A 20,087-nucleotide genomic window follows, 5' to 3' on the forward strand; every position below is an offset into this window, starting at 1 on the left:
GTATCAAAAAAAGCAGTTGACTTCAAGTGAAATCAACTACTTTTATATTTCTCTTTTGTATTAATCTTTGACTAAAAATCCAAGATTATCGAGTGCCTCTTCAATATAATCTAAATCTTGTTGACTATCAGCTTCAACAAGATGATAGTGAACACCGTTGGTTAATTCAGATAGTGGTCGAAAGTCACTTGACGCTGCTTGTTCTAAAAAATGTCTAACATCTCGACGACAAGTCAACTTCAACAAGGCTTGAATTTCACCATAGGCTGGATGATCAATCATGATATTTTGAATACGTCCCCCATTATCGACAATGGCTAGAAGCTCTTCTTCCATATTATTCACCGTATGATTCACTTTAAGCAGTCGATGTGCATAAGAATTATCATCACTAGTCTTATAAATATAACCCCTGTTAGTTGAGATAATTTGATAACCATCTGCTCGCAGAAGTGCAATATCTTGGACAATGATTTGACGAGTAACACCGAAATGTTCTGCCAAACTCTGCCCATTAATCGCTTCTTTAGACTGCTTTAATAGGGTCAATAATTCTTGCTTGCGATTTAAAGTCATAGACTAAACAACTCCTCTTACAACTATCGAATTTTTCGAATACTTTTGAAAATCGTTAATGCTATAACGTAATCTATCATACTATGGACAATAGTACCAAATCCAACTAAAACAAACAAGATATAAAATAGTTTTTGGAAGTCCTCCCCCGTTACTGAATAAAAAATCACACAAGCAATAACTTCACCTAGAGCATGAATAACCCCTAAAACAAAGTTAAAAATTAAAGATGATTTATGGTTTTCTATTGTTTGAGGAAACTTTTTCAAATAAAGCGCTCCTAAACAACCAAAGATGATATGCGAGAATGCCCTAAAAACAATAACAATCGGATAGCCGGCCATAAAGAAGCCTAAACTAGACGCTAAGATAACAAAAGCTGCCACCCAGGGAGATATAAACATAGCTAGAAATAATGGAACGTGACTCCCTAAGGTATAAGAAGCCGGTGGAATGATTAGTTTAATTGGCATAATACTTGGGATAAGGATAGCAATCGCAGTTAACAAAGCTGCAAAGGTCATTTCTTGAATTCTTTTTTTCGGTTTCATAATCTTCTCCTTTTTCTGTATATACAATAGTATATTACATTGTATATACCTATATGTCAATATGCCATAAAAAAACTAGAGCCATAAGCTCTAGTCCTTTCTTATTTACGTTTTTTCTTAGCTTTCTTCATCTTGTTAGCTTGACGCTTCATCATATGTTTCATGGCAAATGAACCGACCTTACCTTTAAGACCACCACCAAGCATTTGGCTTAGATCCATATTTGCAAGATCTGGCATACCAGTGCCACCCATCATGCCTTCAAGAGCAGACATGTCCATATTCTCCATATCAGGCATATTTGGCATGTTTTTGGACAGATTATTTGGGTTAAGACCCATTTGACGCATCATTTGCTCCATATCGCCAGACATAACGCCTTGCATCATTTGTTTTGCTTGATTGAAGTCTTTAATAAACTTGTTTACTTCGATGAAGGTATTCCCTGAACCATTGGCAATACGGCGACGACGACTTGGAGTCAAGAGATCTGGATTTTCACGTTCTTCTGGTGTCATTGATAATACAATGGCACGCTTGCGAGCAATCTGCTTTTCGTCTACTTTAACATTAGCCAAGGCTGGATTGTTAGCCATACCTGGCAACATCTTTAGTAAATCCTCCATAGGACCCATATTTTGCACTTGGTCTAATTGGTCGATAAAATCATTGAAATCAAAGGTGTTTTCACGCATCTTCTCAGCTAACTCAAGAGATTTTTTCTCATCATACTCCTGAGAAGCTTTTTCAATAAGGGTAAGAAGGTCACCCATACCTAAGATACGGCTTGACATACGGTCTGGGTGGAAAGTCTCGATATCCGTAATTTTCTCACCAGTACCTGTAAATTTAATCGGCTTACCAGTGATCTCACGAATTGAAAGAGCCGCACCACCACGTGTATCACCATCAATTTTAGTAAGAACGACACCTGTGATATCTAGTTGTTCATTAAACTCCTTGGCAACGTTAGCAGCTTCCTGACCAATCATGCTATCTACAACCAAGAGAATCTCGTTTGGATGAGCAAAATCTTTGATATCACGCAACTCTTTCATGAGGGTTTCGTCAATCTGCAAACGACCAGCCGTATCAATCAAGACATAGTCATTTTTATTAGCACGCGCTTGTTCCAAACCATTTCTGACGATCTCAACTGCTGGAGTCTCTGTTCCCATATCAAAAACAGGAACATTGATTTGTTGTCCCAAAGTTTTCAACTGATCAATGGCTGCTGGACGATAGATATCTGCAGCAATCATCATTGGACGAGCTTCTTGTTCTTTAATCAGTTTATTAGCCAATTTACCTGCAAAGGTTGTTTTACCAGCCCCTTGAAGACCAACCATCATAATGATAGTTGGAATCTTTGGAGATTTCTCAATCTCAGATGTTTCAGACCCAAGAATTTCTGTCAATTCTTCATTAACAATCTTAATGATTTGTTGTGAAGCATCAAGAGTATCAATGATTTCGTGACCTACAGCACGTTCACGAACACGTTTGATAAATGTCTTAACAACTGGTAGAGCTACGTCTGCTTCAAGAAGTGCCAAACGAATCTCTTTAGTGACTTCTTGAACTTCTTTCTCTGAAAGTTTTCCTTTACGTCTTAAATTTTTGAAAACGCCTTGCAAGCGTTCCGTTAAGCTTTCAAAAGCCATATGCCATTTCCTCTCTTACTTTCTGCTTGAATCTAATCTCTATTATCAATGCTGCTCAGGATTGCAATTTGTTCCTGGAGATAGCTATCGTCTGCGTATTTTTCCATGATATCATCAAAAATTTGGCTACGGACGATGTAGTCTGAATACATATGTAATTTCATCTCGTAATCTTCTAAAATCTTCTCAGTGCGCTTGATGTTATCATATACGGCCTGACGACTCACACCAAATTCCTCGGCAATTTCTGCCAAACTATAATCATCCGCATAATATAGCTCAATATAGTTCATCTGCTTATCTGTTAACAAAGCTGCATAGAACTCAAAGAGGGCATTCATGCGATTGGTTTTTTCAATTTCCATAAGCTACATTTTACCATAAAATCATGGTGTTAGCACCATACTTGTGCAGAAAAAAGCAGTGACTTCTAATTGTTCTCCAAATAAAATTCAAAACGGTCGCCAACATAGTAACTTCGTACATATTCGAAAGCCTGCCCGTCTTGGAGAAAGGAAATTTGTGTCAGACTCAAAAGAGCATCACCAGTCTTAACCTTGAGGTGCTTGGCTAGACTACTATTGGCCAAACTTGCTGATATTGTCTGCTGACTTTTTCCTATTTCATAGCCATTATCAGTTAATGTCTTGAAGAAATGTTCGGTAATTTCTGATTCCTTAAAACCTCGGATAATTTTCTCAGGGATACTGGCAATTTCATAGGCAACCGGAATGTCATCAGCAAAACGAACACGTTCCATACGAATGACATGGGACTGTGGCAAGACACCTAAATTCTTGATTTCAAACTCATTTGGATGTAGACGTTGATACGAAATAAGCTCACTAGATGGCTTCCTCCCTTGGGATTTGACAATCTCAGTAAAACTCGTAGTTCCACGCATCTTTTCCTTAACTCGACTACTAGCAACAAAGGTTCCACTGCCTGGTTTGCGTTCTAAAATCCCCTCATCCACTAAAAGTGTTATCGCCTGGCGCACAGTCATCCGACTCACATCAAAAGTCTCGCAAAGATCTCGCTCGCTAGGAAGACGTTGCCCAATTTTCCAAGTACCATCATCAACATCTTCCTTAATCTTATCATGTATGCGAATATACGCTGGTAACATCCAATTCCCCTCCTTTTTCCCTATTTTACAAAAAAAGTGACAAAATTGTAAATATAAGTAAGAGATTTACAGTTTCTCGTATAAATCTAGGTGCTAAGTCCATGAATTTGTGATACAATGATTGCATAAGAAAGAATCTACATGTGATGCAAAAAGAAAGGGTAATAATGACTAACATTTCTACTTTGAATGATGTGCAGAAAATCATTGTTCTAGACTATGGTAGCCAATACAATCAGCTGATTGCACGTCGTATTCGTGAATTTGGCGTTTTCTCTGAATTGAAGAGCCATAAAATTACTGCTGATGAAGTACGTGCCATCAATCCCATCGGGATCATACTTTCTGGTGGTCCCAACTCTGTTTATGCCGAAGATGCATTTGGTATTGACGAAGAAATTTTCGAGCTTGGTATCCCAATTCTTGGTATCTGTTACGGAATGCAACTTTTGACCCACAAACTCGGTGGTAAAGTTGTTCCGGCTGGTGAAGCAGGTAACCGTGAGTATGGCCAATCAACACTTCGCCTTCGTGCCCAATCAGAGCTCTTTGCTGGAACTCCTGAAGAACAAGTCGTTCTGATGAGCCACGGTGATGCTGTTATAGAAATTCCAGAAGGTTTCCATCTTGTTGGTGACTCAGTGGATTGCCCATTCGCTGCGATGGAAGATACTAAGAAAAACTTTTATGGTATCCAATTCCACCCAGAAGTTCGTCACACTGTATATGGTAACGACATTTTGAAAAACTTCGCTTTTAGTATATGTGGTGCCAAAGGTGACTGGTCAATGGCTAACTTCGTAGATATGCAAATTGCACAGATTCGTGAAACAGTTGGCGACCGCAAAGTCCTTCTTGGACTATCAGGTGGAGTTGATTCATCTGTTGTCGGTGTGCTCTTGCAAAAAGCTATTGGTGATCAATTGACATGTATCTTTGTTGACCACGGTCTTCTCCGTAAAGGTGAAGGCGACCAGGTTATGGAGATGCTGGGAGGTAAATTTGGCCTTAACATTATCCGTGTTGATGCTTCTAAACGCTTCCTTGATCTCTTGGCTGGTGTTGATGACCCTGAGAAAAAACGTAAAATCATCGGTAACGAATTTGTTCACGTTTTTGATGACGAAGCAAGCAAACTTAAAGGTGTTGACTTCCTAGCTCAAGGAACACTCTACACTGATATCATTGAATCAGGTACTGAAACAGCGCAAACAATCAAATCTCACCACAACGTTGGTGGTCTTCCAGAAGACATGCAGTTTGAATTGATTGAACCACTTAACACTCTCTTTAAAGATGAAGTGCGCGCTCTTGGTACTGAACTGGGAATGCCTGACGAGGTCGTTTGGCGCCAACCATTCCCAGGACCAGGACTTGCCATCCGTGTTATGGGTGAAATCACTGAAGAGAAACTTAAAACCGTTCGTGAGTCTGATGCTATTCTTCGCGAGGAAATCGCTAAGGCTGGTCTTGACCGTGATGTATGGCAATACTTCACTGTTAACACAGGCGTACGTTCTGTCGGTGTTATGGGTGACGGACGAACTTACGACTATACTATTGCTATCCGTGCTATCACTTCAATTGACGGTATGACAGCTGACTTTGCGAAACTTCCATGGGAGGTTCTCCAAAAGATTTCTGTTCGAATCGTTAACGAAGTTGATCACGTTAACCGTATCGTCTACGATATTACAAGTAAACCACCTGCAACTGTAGAGTGGGAATAAAATAGTGACACTTTATAACACCAGAAACGTTGATTTTACTGCATTTAGCTAAAACTCAAGTGACGTTCGGAGACACAAAATGATTTGAATTGTCTCCAAAACTGTCGCCAAAAATCCTCTCACTGAATGGTTGTCGGTGGGAGGTTTTTTTTGGCTCTCGCTAACACGTGTAAGGTGTTCAATGCTATAATTTAAGAGATAAACTATTAAGGAGACGACACATATGGCAAAAATTGAACCGAAAATTTTTGACGAGTTGAAAACGGCTTTGGTATCTTTTGGCGACAAATATTTTGTCGGAGAAGAATTGAACCGTTCCAAACTCACGGATGATTTACGAAATTATGATGAAGCACTTTTAAGCAAATTGTTTGAAGTGGATTTCATCAAGCAACATTTCATCAAGGAAGTGGCGGGGCAAAAGCTCTTTCAGATTGAACAGCTAGAGGAAGCCGTTCTCTATAACGATTACTGGGACACAAGCTACACCAAATATGAAAATCGTGTTGGGTTAGCTTCTAATGGGAAATTCTTAGAGGATAGTCAAGACGTAGTATTAGACTTCCCGTTCAAAGATGGCGTTTTGACTGCTTCAATGACTAAAGAAGATAATGAGGACGGCTATGATGACGCCTTCTTAAACGAGGTCATTGAGAAAGACGAGATTGACCGTCTATTTGACAAGAAAGTATTTGTCAATGTCAAACGCTTTGGCGATAATCAGACAGCACAGCACAGCACAGCACAGCACAGCACAGCACAGCAGTAGATAATGGGATTGTTTCTTTTGATAAGGAGAAAGACAATCTGATTATCAAAGGAAATAATCTGTTGGCGTTGCATGCGCTGAAAAATGAATTTGCAGGAAAAGTTCGTCAAATTTATATCGACCCACCTTACAACACAGGTAAAGACTCATTTAACTACAATGATAAATTTAATCACTCCAGTTGGTTAGTTTTCATGAAGAACAGGTTGGAGATTGCTTGGGAGTTGTTGTCTGATGATGGAACAATTTGGATTTCGATTGATGGGTATGAAAGTCATTATTTGAAAGTTTTAGCTGATGGTATTTTTGGTGCGGAAAACTTCCTTGATGAGGTTGTGTGGCAACGTGCGTATGCACCTATCAATCTGAAAAAGACATTTTCGAAAAGTCATGATTATATCTTGGTTTACGCAAAAAATAATTCTGGGGCAAAAGAACTGAATAGGTTGCCTCGAAAAGCTGAGATGGTTGCTTCATATAAAAATCCTGACAATGACCCACGAGGAGTTTACAAAGCAGATAATTTTTCCGTAGGGCCAGCTGTAGAAAAGAATATTTATGAAATTACAACTCCATCAGGTAGAAAAGTATTACCTCCATCTGGGCGTTCATGGTTATACTCAAAAAGACGTTACGAAGAATTACTTGCTGATAATCGTGTTTATTTTGGCAAGGATGGAAATAGTAGTCCATCATATAAAAGATTTCTTAGCGAAGTGAATGCAGGGGTTGTTGCTCAGACACTATGGACATATCAAGAAGTTGGGCATAATCAAGATGCTAAAAAAGAAATAAAGAACTTATTTGAAGGAACTGCTTCTTTTGGAACTCCAAAACCTGAAAAGCTGATTCAAAGAATTTTGACACTTGGTTCAGATGAAAATGACCTTGTACTAGATTTCTTCATGGGTTCTGCTACTACTCAAGCTGTTGCTATGAAAATGAACCGTCGCTTTATCGGTATTGAACAGATGGACTATATCAGTACCGTTTCAGTCCCACGCCTTCAAAAAGTCATTGAAGGCGAACAAGGCGGAATATCAAAAGACGTTAATTGGCAAGGTGGTGGTTCATTTGTCTACGCCGAATTATTCCCTAAAAATATGGGCTACTTGCAAGATGTTATCCATGCCAAAAACCTTGATGAATTGAAGTCAGTCTATGAGCGTATGCTTTCGGGTTCCGATACGGATGAACCGGCAGATATTTCCTTCCGTGCTGATTTATCTAAGATTGATTGGATGGAAGGATTTGACGAAAACAAGCGTCTACTTGTGAAGCTCCTTGATAAAAATGGGCTTTACTATAACTACTCTGAAATTGACGATAAAAACGTCCGTGACTTAATCTCTGATGAAGATTACACCTTCAACAAGAATTTCTATGAAGGGGGTGACTAGCATGGCAAAAGCAAAGAAAATACCTGCTAACGCTCGTCAATTTCCTCTTGTGGATCAGGCTGAACAAGCTGAAAATGATTTGTTCAGTCAGCACCAAAGTTATGAAATCCCAAAGTATATTAAGGGGAACTTGATTCATACGTTGCGTACCTATCAGGATAAAGCTATCCGAAATTATCACTATACCCAAACAGAGATTAAACCGAACCCTCAACATGTGCTTTTTAACATGGCGACAGGTTCAGGGAAAACCGACTTGATGGCAGGGCTTATCCTCTACCTTTATCAAGAGCATGGCTATCGCAACTTCTTGTTTACCGTCAATACCAACTCAGTCTTGATGAAAACAAAGGACAACTTGGTCAACGAAAACAGTGAAAAATACCTGTTCAAAGACAAAATTGAAATCGACGGCAAGCATATTTTCATTAAGCAAGTCGAACGTTTCCCACGGATTCAACAAGACAACACCATTTACATTAAGCTATCTTCGGTTCAAAAAGTATCGGATGACCTGTTTGTCTTGAAAGAAAATACCATGGGGCTTTCAGACTATGAAAACCAACCTGTTGCAGTCTTAGCGGATGAAGCACACCATTATTCCGCAAGCACCAAGTCTGAAAAGGAAGCTGAAAATACTTGGGAATCAGCCATTAACAAAATCTTGCGTGCCCGTGATGATAAGGAACAAAAGAATCTCCTCCTTGAATTTACGGCAACAGTCGATTTTGATAAGGACGTCATCTATAACAAGTATCGGGATAAGGTGGTCTACCGCTATCCGTTGAATCAATTCATGTTTGATGGCTATTCCAAGCAGGTTAAGCGAATTGAAACGTCCGCAAGCGACCAAGATAAAATGCTAAACGCGGTCTTGCTTTCGCAGTTTAGAAAATACTGTGCTTATGCCGAGGGTGTCACAGGAACATTTAAGCCCGTGATTATGTTTAAGTCCGCAAAAGTTGCGGTATCACTGGAAGCCAACAAGGTCTTTAATGAGCTGATTCAAAATCTCAACGTTACGGATTTGCTCGCATTTATCAAGCGCCAACAAGTCCTAGATAGCAACGACAGCTCAGCTTTGGAACTGGCTTACAATTACTATCTCAAAAATGAAGATGACCTTGCAAAAATCGTCCGTGAGATTAAGCAAGACTTTGACCCGAGAAACGTGTTAAATGCTAATGACACAAGCGGAAATATGCTTGAAAAGGGGCAGTATGAGGCACTCAACACGCTCGAAAGCCCAAACAACCTCTATCGTGTGGTTTTTGCGGTCGCAAAACTGACCGAGGGATGGGATGTTCTCAACCTCTATGATATTGTCCGTATTGAGCAGGAAGCTGCGACAAACAAAAATGCCACAATGGTTGAAGCGCAACTCATTGGGCGTGGTGCAAGGTATTATCCATTTGAATTGGACGGTGTGAAAAGCTATCAACGTAGATTTGATAACGACACCTCAAACAAGCAATTGTTCCTAGAAACGTTGCACTACCACACCATGAATGAGCCACAATATCTTAAACAGCTTGTAGGCTCATTGAAGCAAATGGACTTGCCAACGGGTCAGGACAAGAAAAATCCACCGATTGAAATCAAGGTCAAGCCTGCTTTCAAAAAAACAGAAACCTATAAGACAGGAAAAATCTATTATAACGAAGCTGAGGATGTGGCAGATGATTGGTTTGATTCCATTCAGAAATACGGAATCACACACAAGACCGATATTCAAAGAAGTTTGAATTATGGTACTCGTGAGGTGTCTTATCAAGCAACAGTCGCATTGACTGAGACAAAACAAATCCATGTTGATAGGTTTGATGACCGCTATATTAAGAAAGCCATTCACCGCCTTGAGTTTTATCAATTTGACAACTTGAAAAAGTATCTGCCATTGCTTGAATCCATGAAAGAGTTCATCTATGGGGAAAACTGGCTAAACGCAAGTAAGTTGAAACTTTTCTTGACCGTTCCAAAAGAATACAAGTCAACAGATATTACGGCAGACGAGATTTTGAAAGTCACCATTGACCTTTTGAAAGAGTACGAAGTCAAATTCAAGTCTGGCTATGTCAAGAAACGAGGCACAAACAGGTTTGTTGGCTACCCAATTAGTGAGTATCTAACCAACTATAATAAGCGAGTACCTGAGTATGACACGGCAAACCTCTTGAATGAAGCCACTCAAAAAGTTGCAGTTTACGATATAGCTGAGGACTTCTATGTCTATGACCGTGCTATCGTCAACAAGTTGGAATTTGACCTCATCACACGTATTCAAGCTCATGTGAATGAGCTAAAAGCCAAATATAACAAGGCAGTTTACTTGTTCCGCATGGACGAGAATATGCACCGTGAGTCAGCTAAGAGCGAAAAGCTCAAGCTCCATCAATATGGCTCACGGATCAATCGAGCTGGCGAAATTGTAGATATGCACTTGCAGGGCTTCCAACCCGACTTCATCTTGTTCCTTGAAGATAGTGACTTTTGCTTCCAAATATTCATTGAACCAAAAGGCATGAGTGGCGATAGATTCGTCAGCGAGCTATGGAAGCAGGACTTGTTGCTCTATATGACCGACCATCAAGCAGAGATGGAATTTGAAGATGGTGTCGATAACGTCAAGATTAGCGGTCTGAAATTCTTTACCGCAAAAGACGGACAAAACACAATCCCTGAATTGATGGCAATGTCTGGCGTGACCTATCAGAAACCTAATGAACAGATAGATTTATTGATGGTAGCAGACCCTTCTACTGATGTAATAGTCGAGGAGGATGAGTGAAATGCCAAAGAAAAGTGTGAATTCACGACCCTATCTCAAAACTTGTGAGTTGATTTATCAATTGGCTTCACAAAGAATTGGCGAAAAATATCGTAAATGGGAAGCAGATAACCAAAAATATAATACCCAATCTCAGTTTTTTCCCGAGGACCGCAAACCTATTTTTTTCAAACATATTCTTTAAAAATAAAAAAATAGTAAGGAGTAATAAATGCAAGAAAAAATTATTTGTGAAAATAACTGGCAATATTTCTATCTCATTCCCCTCAAAAAGTTTAGTAAAATTCAATGGAAATCAAAAAATTTTAAAATAGTAACAATCCCCACCATCTAGCCCACCAAAATAAGTAAATCTTTCTAAAATCCCAATATGAAAGGATTTTAATGGTATAGATTACTATTGAGTGGAAATAAAACCAAAAACATCAAAAGCGCTGAACGCAATCGTTCAACGCTTTTTTGTTTTATATCTATATGAGGTTTTAGACCAATAAAAATTCTATCAACACAAATAAATCACTGGAATTTTGTTCAGAAATACTGCTTTCAAAAAGTAATTTAGCCAGTTTTAGGCTACCCAACTCCTCATATAGTCATCATGGTAGTCATTGACAAATGTATGTTTACTTAGTGAAATCAAGTACCTTACGTCCTTGAATTTCACCTTTTCCCATTTGATCAAATACTTTTACAGCTGTATCGACAGGAACGGTTTCAACAACTGGTACTACCAAGCCTTGTGCATCGAAGTCAAAAGCTTCTTCTAAGTCTTTACGCGTACCTACAAGAGATCCAACAACACGGATACCATCTAGAACTGTTTTGACAATTGAGAGCTCCATGTATTCAGATGGGAGCCCAACGGCAACGACCGTACCACCGGCACGTACTCTATCGACAGCCTGGTTGAAAGCAACCTTAGAAACAGCTGTTACAACAGCACTGTGTGTACCACCAGTTTTCTCTTGGATATAGCCTGCTACATCTTCAACTTCTTTACCGTTCACCACTAAATCAGCACCAGATTCCTTAGCAAACTCAAGTTTATCTTGGTTGATATCAACAGCCACTACTCGTGCATTGAAAACCTTCTTAGCATATTGAATAGCCAAGTCACCTAGTCCTCCAGCACCATAAATAGCTACCCATTGACCAGGTTCAACTTTAGCCTCTTTAATGGCTTTATAAGTTGTAACTCCCGCACAAGTAATAGATGAAGCTTGAGCGGGATTGAGTCCGTCTGGAACTTTCACAGCGTAGTCAGCAGTAACCAAAGCATAGTCACTCATACCACCATCAACACTATAACCAGCATTTTTTTACAGACCGACAGAGTGTTTCACGTCCAGTTGTACAATATTCATAGTAGCCACACCACCCTTTGAAGAACCAAGCGATTGATACGCGATCACCTTTTTTTAGTGTTTTAACCCCTTCACCAACTTCTTCAACAATACCAATTCTCTCATGGCCTAAGATATGACCTGGAACTTGACCAAAGTCTCCATGGGCTACATGAAGGTCAGTATGCCAAACGCCACAGTATTCAACTTTAACCAAGGCTTGACCATGAGCAACTAACGCTGGTTTTTCATAGTCCACAACTTCAATACCTGTGCTTGCTTGATTAACAACAACTGCTCTCATCTTAATCACTTCCATATGATAACTTTTAACACTCTCAGAAACAATATCAACGCTTACATAAACGTTTCTCAGTCACTGAAAAATTTCTTGAAAGCTCTGGCTAGCAATTAAAGAAATACTATTTCTCCTGCTGGATGTGATATGATTTAATCATTTCCAAGATACCTATACTTGTCTCACGAGTGTCTTGAAATCCAAAAGACTGACTCAAAATGGAAATAATGATTGCGTCCGTCTCTAGCATTCTCTTTATTTAATAGAAAATAATTATTTTGACTGATATCCATCTCTCTAAGAATATCATCCATCAAAAAGGTTAAGGGAATATCCATAGCAGACTAGCGATAAAAGTCTTCTTCAAACTTTAGATAGCTATCAGAAAAATAGTCAATTTGAAGTTTATCATCATAAATTTTTCTCTTCTTCATCTATGTTTTTCAACCTCCAAACTAATTTCTAATATGTCCTTTGTTCGAATACGTTTATGTCGCTTGGAAGATTTTATAGTAACTTAATCAAAATCCAAGTCAACCACATAGCCACTAAACCTACAGCGCCTACCTTGATCCTTTATCTGGAAATTCCCCAATAATTGACCCAAATAAAGCTGGTTCAATAAAGTAAACTTCTCTAAATCATCCAAATGATTAGTTAGATTTTCTTTAGTATTATCTTCATGTAGTGAACTTGTGTGTTCCGACAAGAAATATCACATCCACCTCATCATTCCCCTATCTTGATGTTCCCTAGCAGATTGAAAGGGAAGGTAACTATGATCTATCATTTTAAGCCATCTAATCCTCCAGTTGAGTGTCCACCAATAAGCTTACTTTGAGCAATACTCCTAGGTGCCTCCTGTAAAGCTGTTGATTTTTGAATGGTCGTAAAGCCAAATTCCTGACGAATACTATCTATAGCTGACTGAAGCCTTTCTTCTTTATCAATGTCATCTGGATTATCAAATAAAGAAAGAATTTGAATCTTTTCATCTACAAAATTTGCATAAGAAACACTGACACTTCTAACAGCCCCTCCTTGATATTTCTTCCGAAAGAGTGAGATGACATGCCCTATTAGTATTTTTGGATTATTGGCAGGCTCAATCTTCATCTGTGCTTGTAGCGAACGCTTGCTCTCTAACTTTGAAAATCCAATGCTAATGGAAACTTGACAAGCTTTCTTATGGACTCGTCTTAATCTAATAGCCACCTGTTCTGCTATCTCTTTCAGAATCAATTCAATATCAGCTTGCCGATCATAGTCTCGTGGTAATATTTGCGAATTTCCTAAACCATGTGACTTTGTTTTATAAGGTTTATGAACATTACTTTCATCAATACCATTGGCATGAAAAAAGAGGTCTAAGCCCACAATACCTAACTCCTTTTTAAGAGTATCAGGGTTGCTATTAGCAAGTTCTCGACCTGAAATCATATCTAACTTATCTTTTCTAGTAACAGTCCTATCGGGAATAAAGTAATTTAATGACGATGTGAGATCAATGAACCCCTCATCAATAGAATAGGAAAGAATATCGTCAACACTGGCATAATTCTGGAAAATGTGTTGATTCTGAATATTCTTTTTGATATAAAGATCCATTCGAGGGAAACACTAAAGGTAACCTTGGCCCAAGATTCTATAAAATCAACAAAATCTCTATCAGTTGGAAGTCCCTGTTTTTTGGCATTATAATAATGAAACTTACGAGAATAAATATCAAAAGGTAAATCATAAGATCGACTAACATTTGACTTGCCAAAAACATGCTTAAATATAGGGGAAGACGCTAATATTGAACCATTAGCGTTTTCAGCTCTACTCATCATACATAGAGAAGTCTTAAGTGGATGTAACCCACGCTCAACACACTCTAACACTCGCATAGAAAGATTTCATATCTACAAAAGCAATATCACTTTTTGGCTCTCTTGAATAATCGAAATATCCATGCTTGTCCTTTTGTAAGTTTATAAACTAACATTAGTATAAATTATAACTTGTTATATCTCAAGTGTTTTTCACAAAAAATAACAACATTCTTTCTAGAATGTTGTTATAGTCTTATCTTTTCCCTTTAACTTGGTCTGTTGCGACATCTTCACCAAACCACTTGTTAGAAATCTTTTGGAATTCTCCATTTTTATAAAGAGTTTCAAATCCTTGATTGATTTTTTTTATTAGTGTCTTATCTACCTTACGAGCACCTACAGCAAAGCTTTCTCCCTCGTAACCAGCAGGCATAACATTATACTGATCCAGAACTCCTGATTTTTCTAGGTAGTAATTAGCGTACACACGGTCAATCAATAGGCCATCAATACGTCCACTATTAAGGTCAATCAAAGCTTGTGTAAAAGTCGAATATTGGACAACTTTTTGATTAGCAACGACATCCTTCAAAATTTTTGGAGAAGCATTGAATGCATCATAACCAGACGACCCAGCTTGAGCACCTAAGGTCTTACCTGCCATTCCTGCAACAGAATCAATCCCTGAGGACTTTTTGGTTACCAGTACTTGTTCATTTACCATATAAGGTTCCGTAAAGTCTGCAGACTGCTTACGTTCATCTGTAACCGAGTAACCATTCCAAATAAGATCAATCGTCCCATTCTTCAACTCAGTTTCTTTCATATCCCAGTCAATAGCTTGCCATTCAACATCAATGCCATATAATTTAAAAACTGCATTAGCCAAGTCAATATCAAAACCAATATAGCTACCATCCTTTTCCTCATATCCCATAGGAACAAAGGTTGCATCAAAACCAATTTTGATTTTCTTTTCTTTGGTATAAGTTTGCCACTGGTCTTTCTGAGTTGCAAAATGTGAGCGCGAGCTACAAGCTGATAGCGCAAACAAAGGCAAAATAATAAGACAGGCTAGCAAAACTATTTTCACTATTTTTTTCATAGAAAATCCTCGCTATTTTGGATTGATAGTGACAATCTCATCAGCGATGTGCTGTGCAAATTGCATATCGTGAGTAATAACGATTTGCGTAATCCCAATCTCACGATTCTGCAAAATCAATTTCTCTACTTCTTGACGCAACTCAGGATCAAGAGCTGAAGTTGGTTCATCATAGCCGACGATTTTCGGATCAATCATCATGGCACGAGCAAATGCAACACGTTGTTTTTGTCCCCCAGAAAGTGAATACGGATAAGCATTTCCATGTGCTCCAAGCCCTAAACGGTCAAGTAGAGTCTGAGCTTTTTTCTGGGCATCTTCCTTAGACATTCCCATCGTCTTAATTGGCGAAAGGGTTAAGTTATCTAAGACAGTCAAGTGCGGAAACAGTTGAAAATCCTGAAAGACAAAGCCTAGCAAGTTACGACTTTCCATCTGATCCAAGGGAATCTCTTCATTTTCATAAATAATTTGCCCTGAATCAATAGTTTCAAGTCCTGCTAGCATACGCAAAAGAGTTGTCTTACCACCACCGGATGGTCCAACGATAGCTAAGATTTTCCCCTCTTCGACAGTTAGGTTATAGTTATCAAAAATTTTGTGTTGACCAAATTGCTTGGAAATATTTTTTAATTCTAACATAAGGTCTCCTATTTATAATAGTTGAATTTCTTTTCGATGTTTTTCGAAGCCACAGTCACCAGACCCACAAGGATAAGATAAATAGCTCCGGCCACAAACATCGGTGCTAAGGTCGCATCACGGTTAGCAGCGGTACGACTTTCCAAAAGAAGGTCTCCAACCCCAAGAACATAAACCAATGATGAATCCTTAACCAAGTTAATAATCTCGTTAAAGATACTTGGCAAGACAATCTTAACCACCTGAGGAAGGATGATATAGCGTATGGTCTGGAAAGGACTAAGTTTAAGCATTTTAGCTGCTTCGTATTGTCCTTTTGGAATAGCCAAAATTCCTCCACGGAAAATCTCTGCAAAATAAGCTGCATAGTTAAGCGTAAAAGCAAGAATAGCAGCTGGTAGACGATCAAAGACAATCCCAACGCTTGGAAGAACGTAATAAACGAAGATCAATTGTAAAAGGAGGGGCGTTCCACGCATAATCCAAACGTAAAGGGTTAATAACCAATTTAAAGGTTTGAATCTAATCTGCATTAAGAAAGCAAGTACAATCCCTAATGGAATCGACAGTACGATAACAATGAAAAATACTTGAAGTGTGACTACCGCACCGTTCAAAAGGGCTGGTAATACTTCCAAAACGTATGACATATAAACTCCTATAATTATTTAGTGTTGATGAATATTATACCAAAAAAAACAAAAAAATAGTATAAGATTTTAAAAATACTAAAAGGAGTGAGACTGAACCCTCTCTAAAAATTGAGTTCTAATTCCCACTCCTCAAGGACTTAAATAATCTGGAAAACTGTAGGTCTTAAAAAATTTCCTACTTAATCCTTATTTTTAGATTTTCTTAACAAATTCTGATTTAAGTTTCATGGAACCAAAACCATCAATCTTACAATCAATGTTGTGATCACCTTCAACCAAGCGAATATTTTTAACACGTGTTCCTTGCTTGATGTCTTTCGGAGCACCCTTAACTTTCAAATCTTTGATAACTGTAACAGTATCGCCATCAGCAAGACGTGTTCCATTGCTATCAAGAACCACAAGTCCTTCTTCTGCAACTTCGTTTGGATCCCACTCATAGGCACATTCCGGACATACTAGCAAGATTCCATCTTCATAGACATACTCTGAGTTGCATTTTGGACAATTTGGCAATGACATAATTCTCTCCTAAGATTGTAATACAGATACTATTCTACTTTAGATTACTTAATTAAGCAAGAGTGAAAACAAGAAAAACATATACCCCCCCTTACAATGTAAGAGATGTTAGTATTTTTATTCAACTGTAACGGATTTAGCTAAGTTACGTGGTTTATCAACGTCGAGTCCACGATGAAGCGTCGCAAAGTAAGCAATTAATTGTGTCGGTACTACCATTGAAATTGGTGATAGGTAAGGGTGGACATTATTAAGAACGATGTCATCACCTTCCTTAGCAACGTTTTCCTCAGCAATGGTCAACACTTTAGCACCACGCGCTACCACTTCTTGGATATTACCACGAGTATGACTAGCAAGAACAGGATCTGACAGGAGGGCAATAACTGGTGTGCCATCTTCGATAAGAGCGATTGTACCATGCTTCAACTCACCTGCTGCGAAACCTTCACATTGGATATATGAGATTTCTTTTAATTTAAGACTTGCTTCCATAGCAACATAGTAATCTTGACCACGACCAATATAGAAAGCATTACGTGTTTCTGAAAGAAGAGCTGCCACCTTCTCATCAATCACTTCTTTTTCAGAGAGCGTTGATTCGATAGATTGTGCTACAAGTGACAATTCATGTACCAAGTCGAATGCTTTAGCTTTTTCATTACCATTAGCTTCACCGACTGCTTTAGCCAAGAAGGCAAGGGTCGCAATCTGAGCTGTGTAAGCTTTAGTAGAAGCTACGGCAATTTCTGGTCCAGCATGAAGAAGCATTGTGTGATCAGCTTCACGAGAAAGAGTAGATCCCGGAACGTTTGTCACCGTCAAACTTGGAATTCCCAACTCGTTAGCTTTAACAAGAACCTGACGACTATCTGCTGTTTCACCTGATTGACTAATAAAGACAAAGAGAGGTTTTTTGCTAAGGAGTGGCATACCATAACCCCACTCAGAAGAAATACCAAGCTCAACTGGAGTATCTGTCAACTCTTCAAGCATCTTCTTAGAGGCAAAACCGGCATGATAAGAAGTTCCTGCTGCGAGGATATAGATGCGGTCAGCTTCTTGAACAGCTTTAATAATTTTAGCATCTACAGTCACTTGACCCTTGTCATCAGTGTAAGCTTGGATGAGCTTACGCATCACTGTTGGTTGCTCATCGATTTCTTTGAGCATATAGTATGGGTATGTCCCTTTACCAATATCAGAAAGGTCAAGCTCAGCAGTATAGCTATCACGTTCTTTAACATTCCCATCATAATCTTGAACTTCGACACTATCAGCTTTCACGATAACCAACTCTTGATCGTGAATTTCCATGTATTGATTTGTTTCGCGAATCATAGCCATAGCATCTGAGCAGACCATGTTATAACCACCACCAAGACCAATTAAAAGTGGTGATTTGTTTTTAGAGACATAAATTGTTGATGCATCTTCAGAATCCATGAGGGCAAATGCATACGATCCACGGATAATGCGGAGAGCCTTCTTGAAAGATTCAATAGTTGACAAACCGTCTTCTTCAACAAATTTACCAATCAAGTGAACAACAATTTCAGTATCGGTTTGACCTTTGAAATGATGACCAGAAAGGTATTCTTCCTTAATTTCAAGATAGTTTTCAATAACACCGTTGTGAACCAAAACGAAACGTTCTGTTTCTGAGCGATGTGGGTGAGCATTGTCTTCCGTTGGTTTCCCATGAGTCGCCCAACGAGTATGTCCGATACCTGCAGTACCTTCTACACCTTCAATTTTAGCAGTAAGTTCCGCAATACGGCCAACAGCTTTAACCGATTGACTAGATGTTTCACCAGCTACAAAGATACCGGCTGAATCGTAACCACGGTATTCTAGCTTTTCAAGTCCTTGAATCAAGATATCAGTTGCATTTGTGTTACCTACAACACCAACAATTCCACACATATTTTTAATAATAACCTCAAGTCAAAGAGGTCATGTCTCCTTCATTTAAAATTGGTATAGTCAATAAGCTCTTTTAAAAGCTTAACGAAGACAGTATATTCCATATATTCAACATTGTCAAGCATAAAATTGGTATAGTTTCCAAAAGACCTTTTAATTGCTTCTTATCCTAAGGAATAATACTTAAAGTATGCTATAATAAGGCTATGCGAATTCAACAATTACATTATATTATCAAAATCGTCGAAACCGGCTCAATGAATGAAGCCGCAAAACAACTTTTCATTACACAACCAAGTCTTTCAAACGCTGTCCGCGATTTAGAAAGAGAGATGGGAATTGACATCTTTATTCGTAACCCTAAAGGGATCACCTTAACCAAGGATGGTGTTGAATTTCTATCTTATGCCCGTCAAGTAGTAGAACAAACTAATCTCTTAGAAGAACGCTACAAAAGTCACACAGAGACACGTGAATTATTTAGTGTTTCTTCTCAACACTACGCTTTTGTCGTCAATGCCTTCGTCTCACTTCTCAAGAGAGCTGATATGACGCGTTACGAGCTCTTCTTACGTGAAACTCGTACCTACGAGATTATCGAAGACGTTAAGAACTTCCGTTCAGAAATCGGTGTTCTCTTCCTTAATGGCTATAACCGAGATGTCTTGACTAAAATGTTTGACGATAACAGACTTACCTATACTAGTCTCTTTAAAGCTAGACCTCATATCTTTGTCAGCAAGTCAAATCCTCTGGCCAAGCATAAAGTGGTCTCATTGGAAGATTTAGAGGACTTCCCTTACCTTAGTTACGATCAGGGGATTCATAATTCCTTCTATTATTCTGAAGAGATTCTCTCACAAATCCCCCATAAAAAGTCGATTGTGGTTTCAGACCGTGCAACACTTTTTAACCTATTAATTGGTTTGGATGGATACACAATTGCCACTGGTATCTTAAATAGTAATTTAAATGGTGACAATATCGTCTCTATTCCACTAGATGTTGATGATGAAATTGATATTGTATACTTGAAACACCAAAAGGCTACTCTCTCTAAAATGGGAGAAAAATTCTTAGACAAACTTGTTAAGGAGGTCACTTTTGATAACTAATATAAGAGCTACTTAGTCCCCACCACATAAGGTTGGAATTTTTTATCGTTCAAAAAAGC

Annotated in this window: 14 protein-coding genes and 5 pseudogenes; 5 read left to right on the plus strand and 14 right to left on the minus strand. The window is 38.6% G+C overall.

Going from position 1 to position 20,087, the window contains the following annotated elements:
* Window positions 1–60: 60 nt before the first annotated feature.
* The 5 genes from MHH90_RS05310 to MHH90_RS05330 form a co-directional block, all read right to left on the minus strand.
* Entirely contained in the window at window positions 61–576 is a 516-nt protein-coding gene (locus tag MHH90_RS05310; protein WP_340725822.1) for a transcription repressor NadR, read from the minus strand.
* 23 nt (window positions 577–599) lie between these two features.
* Window positions 600–1,127, minus strand: coding sequence for an ECF transporter S component (locus MHH90_RS05315; protein WP_011681081.1), 528 nt, complete (start codon window positions 1,125–1,127; stop codon window positions 600–602).
* Window positions 1,128–1,228: 101 nt separating this feature from the next.
* Window positions 1,229–2,791 carry a signal recognition particle protein gene (ffh, locus tag MHH90_RS05320; protein WP_167401485.1) on the minus strand — a complete coding sequence of 521 codons (1,563 nt, stop codon included), beginning with the start codon at window positions 2,789–2,791 and terminating at the stop codon, window positions 1,229–1,231.
* Between the two features lie 32 nt (window positions 2,792–2,823).
* A complete protein-coding gene (locus MHH90_RS05325; RefSeq protein WP_002950594.1) occupies window positions 2,824–3,156 on the minus strand; it encodes a putative DNA-binding protein in 333 nt (110 codons plus the stop codon).
* A 65-nt stretch (window positions 3,157–3,221) separates the two neighbouring features.
* Complete coding sequence (locus MHH90_RS05330) at window positions 3,222–3,920, minus strand: GntR family transcriptional regulator (RefSeq protein WP_011681080.1); 699 nt, start codon at window positions 3,918–3,920, stop codon at window positions 3,222–3,224.
* Window positions 3,921–4,087: 167 nt separating this feature from the next.
* On the opposite strand from MHH90_RS05330, the gene guaA reads away from it, so the two are divergent.
* The 4 genes and pseudogenes from guaA (at window position 4,088) to MHH90_RS05350 (ending at window position 10,791) form a co-directional block, all read left to right on the plus strand.
* Window positions 4,088–5,650, plus strand: coding sequence for a glutamine-hydrolyzing GMP synthase (gene guaA / locus MHH90_RS05335; protein ID WP_340725823.1), 1,563 nt, complete (start codon window positions 4,088–4,090; stop codon window positions 5,648–5,650).
* A 223-nt stretch (window positions 5,651–5,873) separates the two neighbouring features.
* Window positions 5,874–7,819 (plus strand): annotated as a pseudogene (locus tag MHH90_RS05340) (DNA methyltransferase).
* Window position 7,820: 1 nt separating this feature from the next.
* Window positions 7,821–10,607 (plus strand): DEAD/DEAH box helicase family protein, encoded by a 2,787-nt coding sequence (locus tag MHH90_RS05345; protein WP_340725824.1) that lies wholly within the window; start codon window positions 7,821–7,823, stop codon window positions 10,605–10,607.
* A gap of 1 nt (window position 10,608) precedes the next feature.
* Window positions 10,609–10,791 (plus strand): hypothetical protein, encoded by a 183-nt coding sequence (locus MHH90_RS05350; RefSeq protein ID WP_041829036.1) that lies wholly within the window; start codon window positions 10,609–10,611, stop codon window positions 10,789–10,791.
* A gap of 439 nt (window positions 10,792–11,230) precedes the next feature.
* On the opposite strand, the pseudogene adhP reads toward MHH90_RS05350, so the two are convergent.
* The 9 genes and pseudogenes from adhP to glmS all read right to left on the minus strand — a co-directional run bounded on the left by adhP (window position 11,231) and on the right by glmS (window position 18,913).
* Window positions 11,231–12,254 (minus strand): annotated as a pseudogene (gene adhP, locus MHH90_RS05355) (alcohol dehydrogenase AdhP).
* A gap of 146 nt (window positions 12,255–12,400) precedes the next feature.
* A pseudogene (locus MHH90_RS05360) lies at window positions 12,401–12,682 on the minus strand (DUF5960 family protein).
* Window positions 12,660–12,957, minus strand: a pseudogene (locus MHH90_RS10245) (hypothetical protein). Before MHH90_RS10245 ends, MHH90_RS05360 begins: the two co-directional pseudogenes overlap by 23 nt.
* Before the next feature lie 77 nt (window positions 12,958–13,034).
* Window positions 13,035–14,153: pseudogene (locus MHH90_RS05365) on the minus strand (DinB/UmuC family translesion DNA polymerase).
* A gap of 165 nt (window positions 14,154–14,318) precedes the next feature.
* Window positions 14,319–15,170 (minus strand): amino acid ABC transporter substrate-binding protein, encoded by an 852-nt coding sequence (locus MHH90_RS05370; protein WP_014621495.1) that lies wholly within the window; start codon window positions 15,168–15,170, stop codon window positions 14,319–14,321.
* Window positions 15,171–15,182: 12 nt separating this feature from the next.
* Window positions 15,183–15,812 carry an amino acid ABC transporter ATP-binding protein gene (locus MHH90_RS05375; protein ID WP_014621494.1) on the minus strand — a complete coding sequence of 210 codons (630 nt, stop codon included), beginning with the start codon at window positions 15,810–15,812 and terminating at the stop codon, window positions 15,183–15,185.
* A gap of 8 nt (window positions 15,813–15,820) precedes the next feature.
* Window positions 15,821–16,462 (minus strand): amino acid ABC transporter permease, encoded by a 642-nt coding sequence (locus MHH90_RS05380; protein WP_023909604.1) that lies wholly within the window; start codon window positions 16,460–16,462, stop codon window positions 15,821–15,823.
* Between the two features lie 195 nt (window positions 16,463–16,657).
* Window positions 16,658–16,987 carry a zinc ribbon domain-containing protein YjdM gene (locus tag MHH90_RS05385; RefSeq protein ID WP_002950574.1) on the minus strand — a complete coding sequence of 110 codons (330 nt, stop codon included), beginning with the start codon at window positions 16,985–16,987 and terminating at the stop codon, window positions 16,658–16,660.
* Window positions 16,988–17,104: 117 nt separating this feature from the next.
* The gene (gene glmS, locus MHH90_RS05390; protein WP_024009870.1) at window positions 17,105–18,913 is read right to left on the minus strand and encodes a glutamine--fructose-6-phosphate transaminase (isomerizing); all 1,809 of its coding nucleotides are present in this window, start codon (window positions 18,911–18,913) and stop codon (window positions 17,105–17,107) included.
* Window positions 18,914–19,119: 206 nt separating this feature from the next.
* On the opposite strand from glmS, the gene MHH90_RS05395 reads away from it, so the two are divergent.
* Entirely contained in the window at window positions 19,120–20,028 is a 909-nt protein-coding gene (locus MHH90_RS05395) for a LysR family transcriptional regulator (protein ID WP_340725825.1), read from the plus strand.
* The last annotated feature ends 59 nt before the right edge of the window (window positions 20,029–20,087 follow it).

Source organism: Streptococcus sp. FSL E2-3488, from assembly GCF_038003585.1.
Lineage (GTDB): Bacteria > Bacillota > Bacilli > Lactobacillales > Streptococcaceae > Streptococcus > Streptococcus thermophilus.

Bases quoted from the DNA above. Each gene is read 5' to 3' on its own strand.
- MHH90_RS05370 (WP_014621495.1), bottom strand. From the start codon at position 15,170: ATGAAAAAAATAGTGAAAATAGTTTTGCTAGCCTGTCTTATTATTTTG.
- MHH90_RS05385 (WP_002950574.1), bottom strand. From the start codon at position 16,987: ATGTCATTGCCAAATTGTCCAAAATGCAACTCAGAGTATGTCTATGAA.
- MHH90_RS05395 (WP_340725825.1), top strand. From the start codon at position 19,120: ATGCGAATTCAACAATTACATTATATTATCAAAATCGTCGAAACCGGC.
- ffh (WP_167401485.1), bottom strand. From the start codon at position 2,791: ATGGCTTTTGAAAGCTTAACGGAACGCTTGCAAGGCGTTTTCAAAAAT.
- glmS (WP_024009870.1), bottom strand. From the start codon at position 18,913: ATGTGTGGAATTGTTGGTGTTGTAGGTAACACAAATGCAACTGATATC.
- MHH90_RS05350 (WP_041829036.1), top strand. From the start codon at position 10,609: ATGCCAAAGAAAAGTGTGAATTCACGACCCTATCTCAAAACTTGTGAG.
- MHH90_RS05345 (WP_340725824.1), top strand. From the start codon at position 7,821: ATGGCAAAAGCAAAGAAAATACCTGCTAACGCTCGTCAATTTCCTCTT.
- MHH90_RS05380 (WP_023909604.1), bottom strand. From the start codon at position 16,462: ATGTCATACGTTTTGGAAGTATTACCAGCCCTTTTGAACGGTGCGGTA.
- MHH90_RS05315 (WP_011681081.1), bottom strand. From the start codon at position 1,127: ATGAAACCGAAAAAAAGAATTCAAGAAATGACCTTTGCAGCTTTGTTA.
- MHH90_RS05375 (WP_014621494.1), bottom strand. From the start codon at position 15,812: ATGTTAGAATTAAAAAATATTTCCAAGCAATTTGGTCAACACAAAATT.
- MHH90_RS05325 (WP_002950594.1), bottom strand. From the start codon at position 3,156: ATGGAAATTGAAAAAACCAATCGCATGAATGCCCTCTTTGAGTTCTAT.
- MHH90_RS05330 (WP_011681080.1), bottom strand. From the start codon at position 3,920: ATGTTACCAGCGTATATTCGCATACATGATAAGATTAAGGAAGATGTT.
- guaA (WP_340725823.1), top strand. From the start codon at position 4,088: ATGACTAACATTTCTACTTTGAATGATGTGCAGAAAATCATTGTTCTA.
- MHH90_RS05310 (WP_340725822.1), bottom strand. From the start codon at position 576: ATGACTTTAAATCGCAAGCAAGAATTATTGACCCTATTAAAGCAGTCT.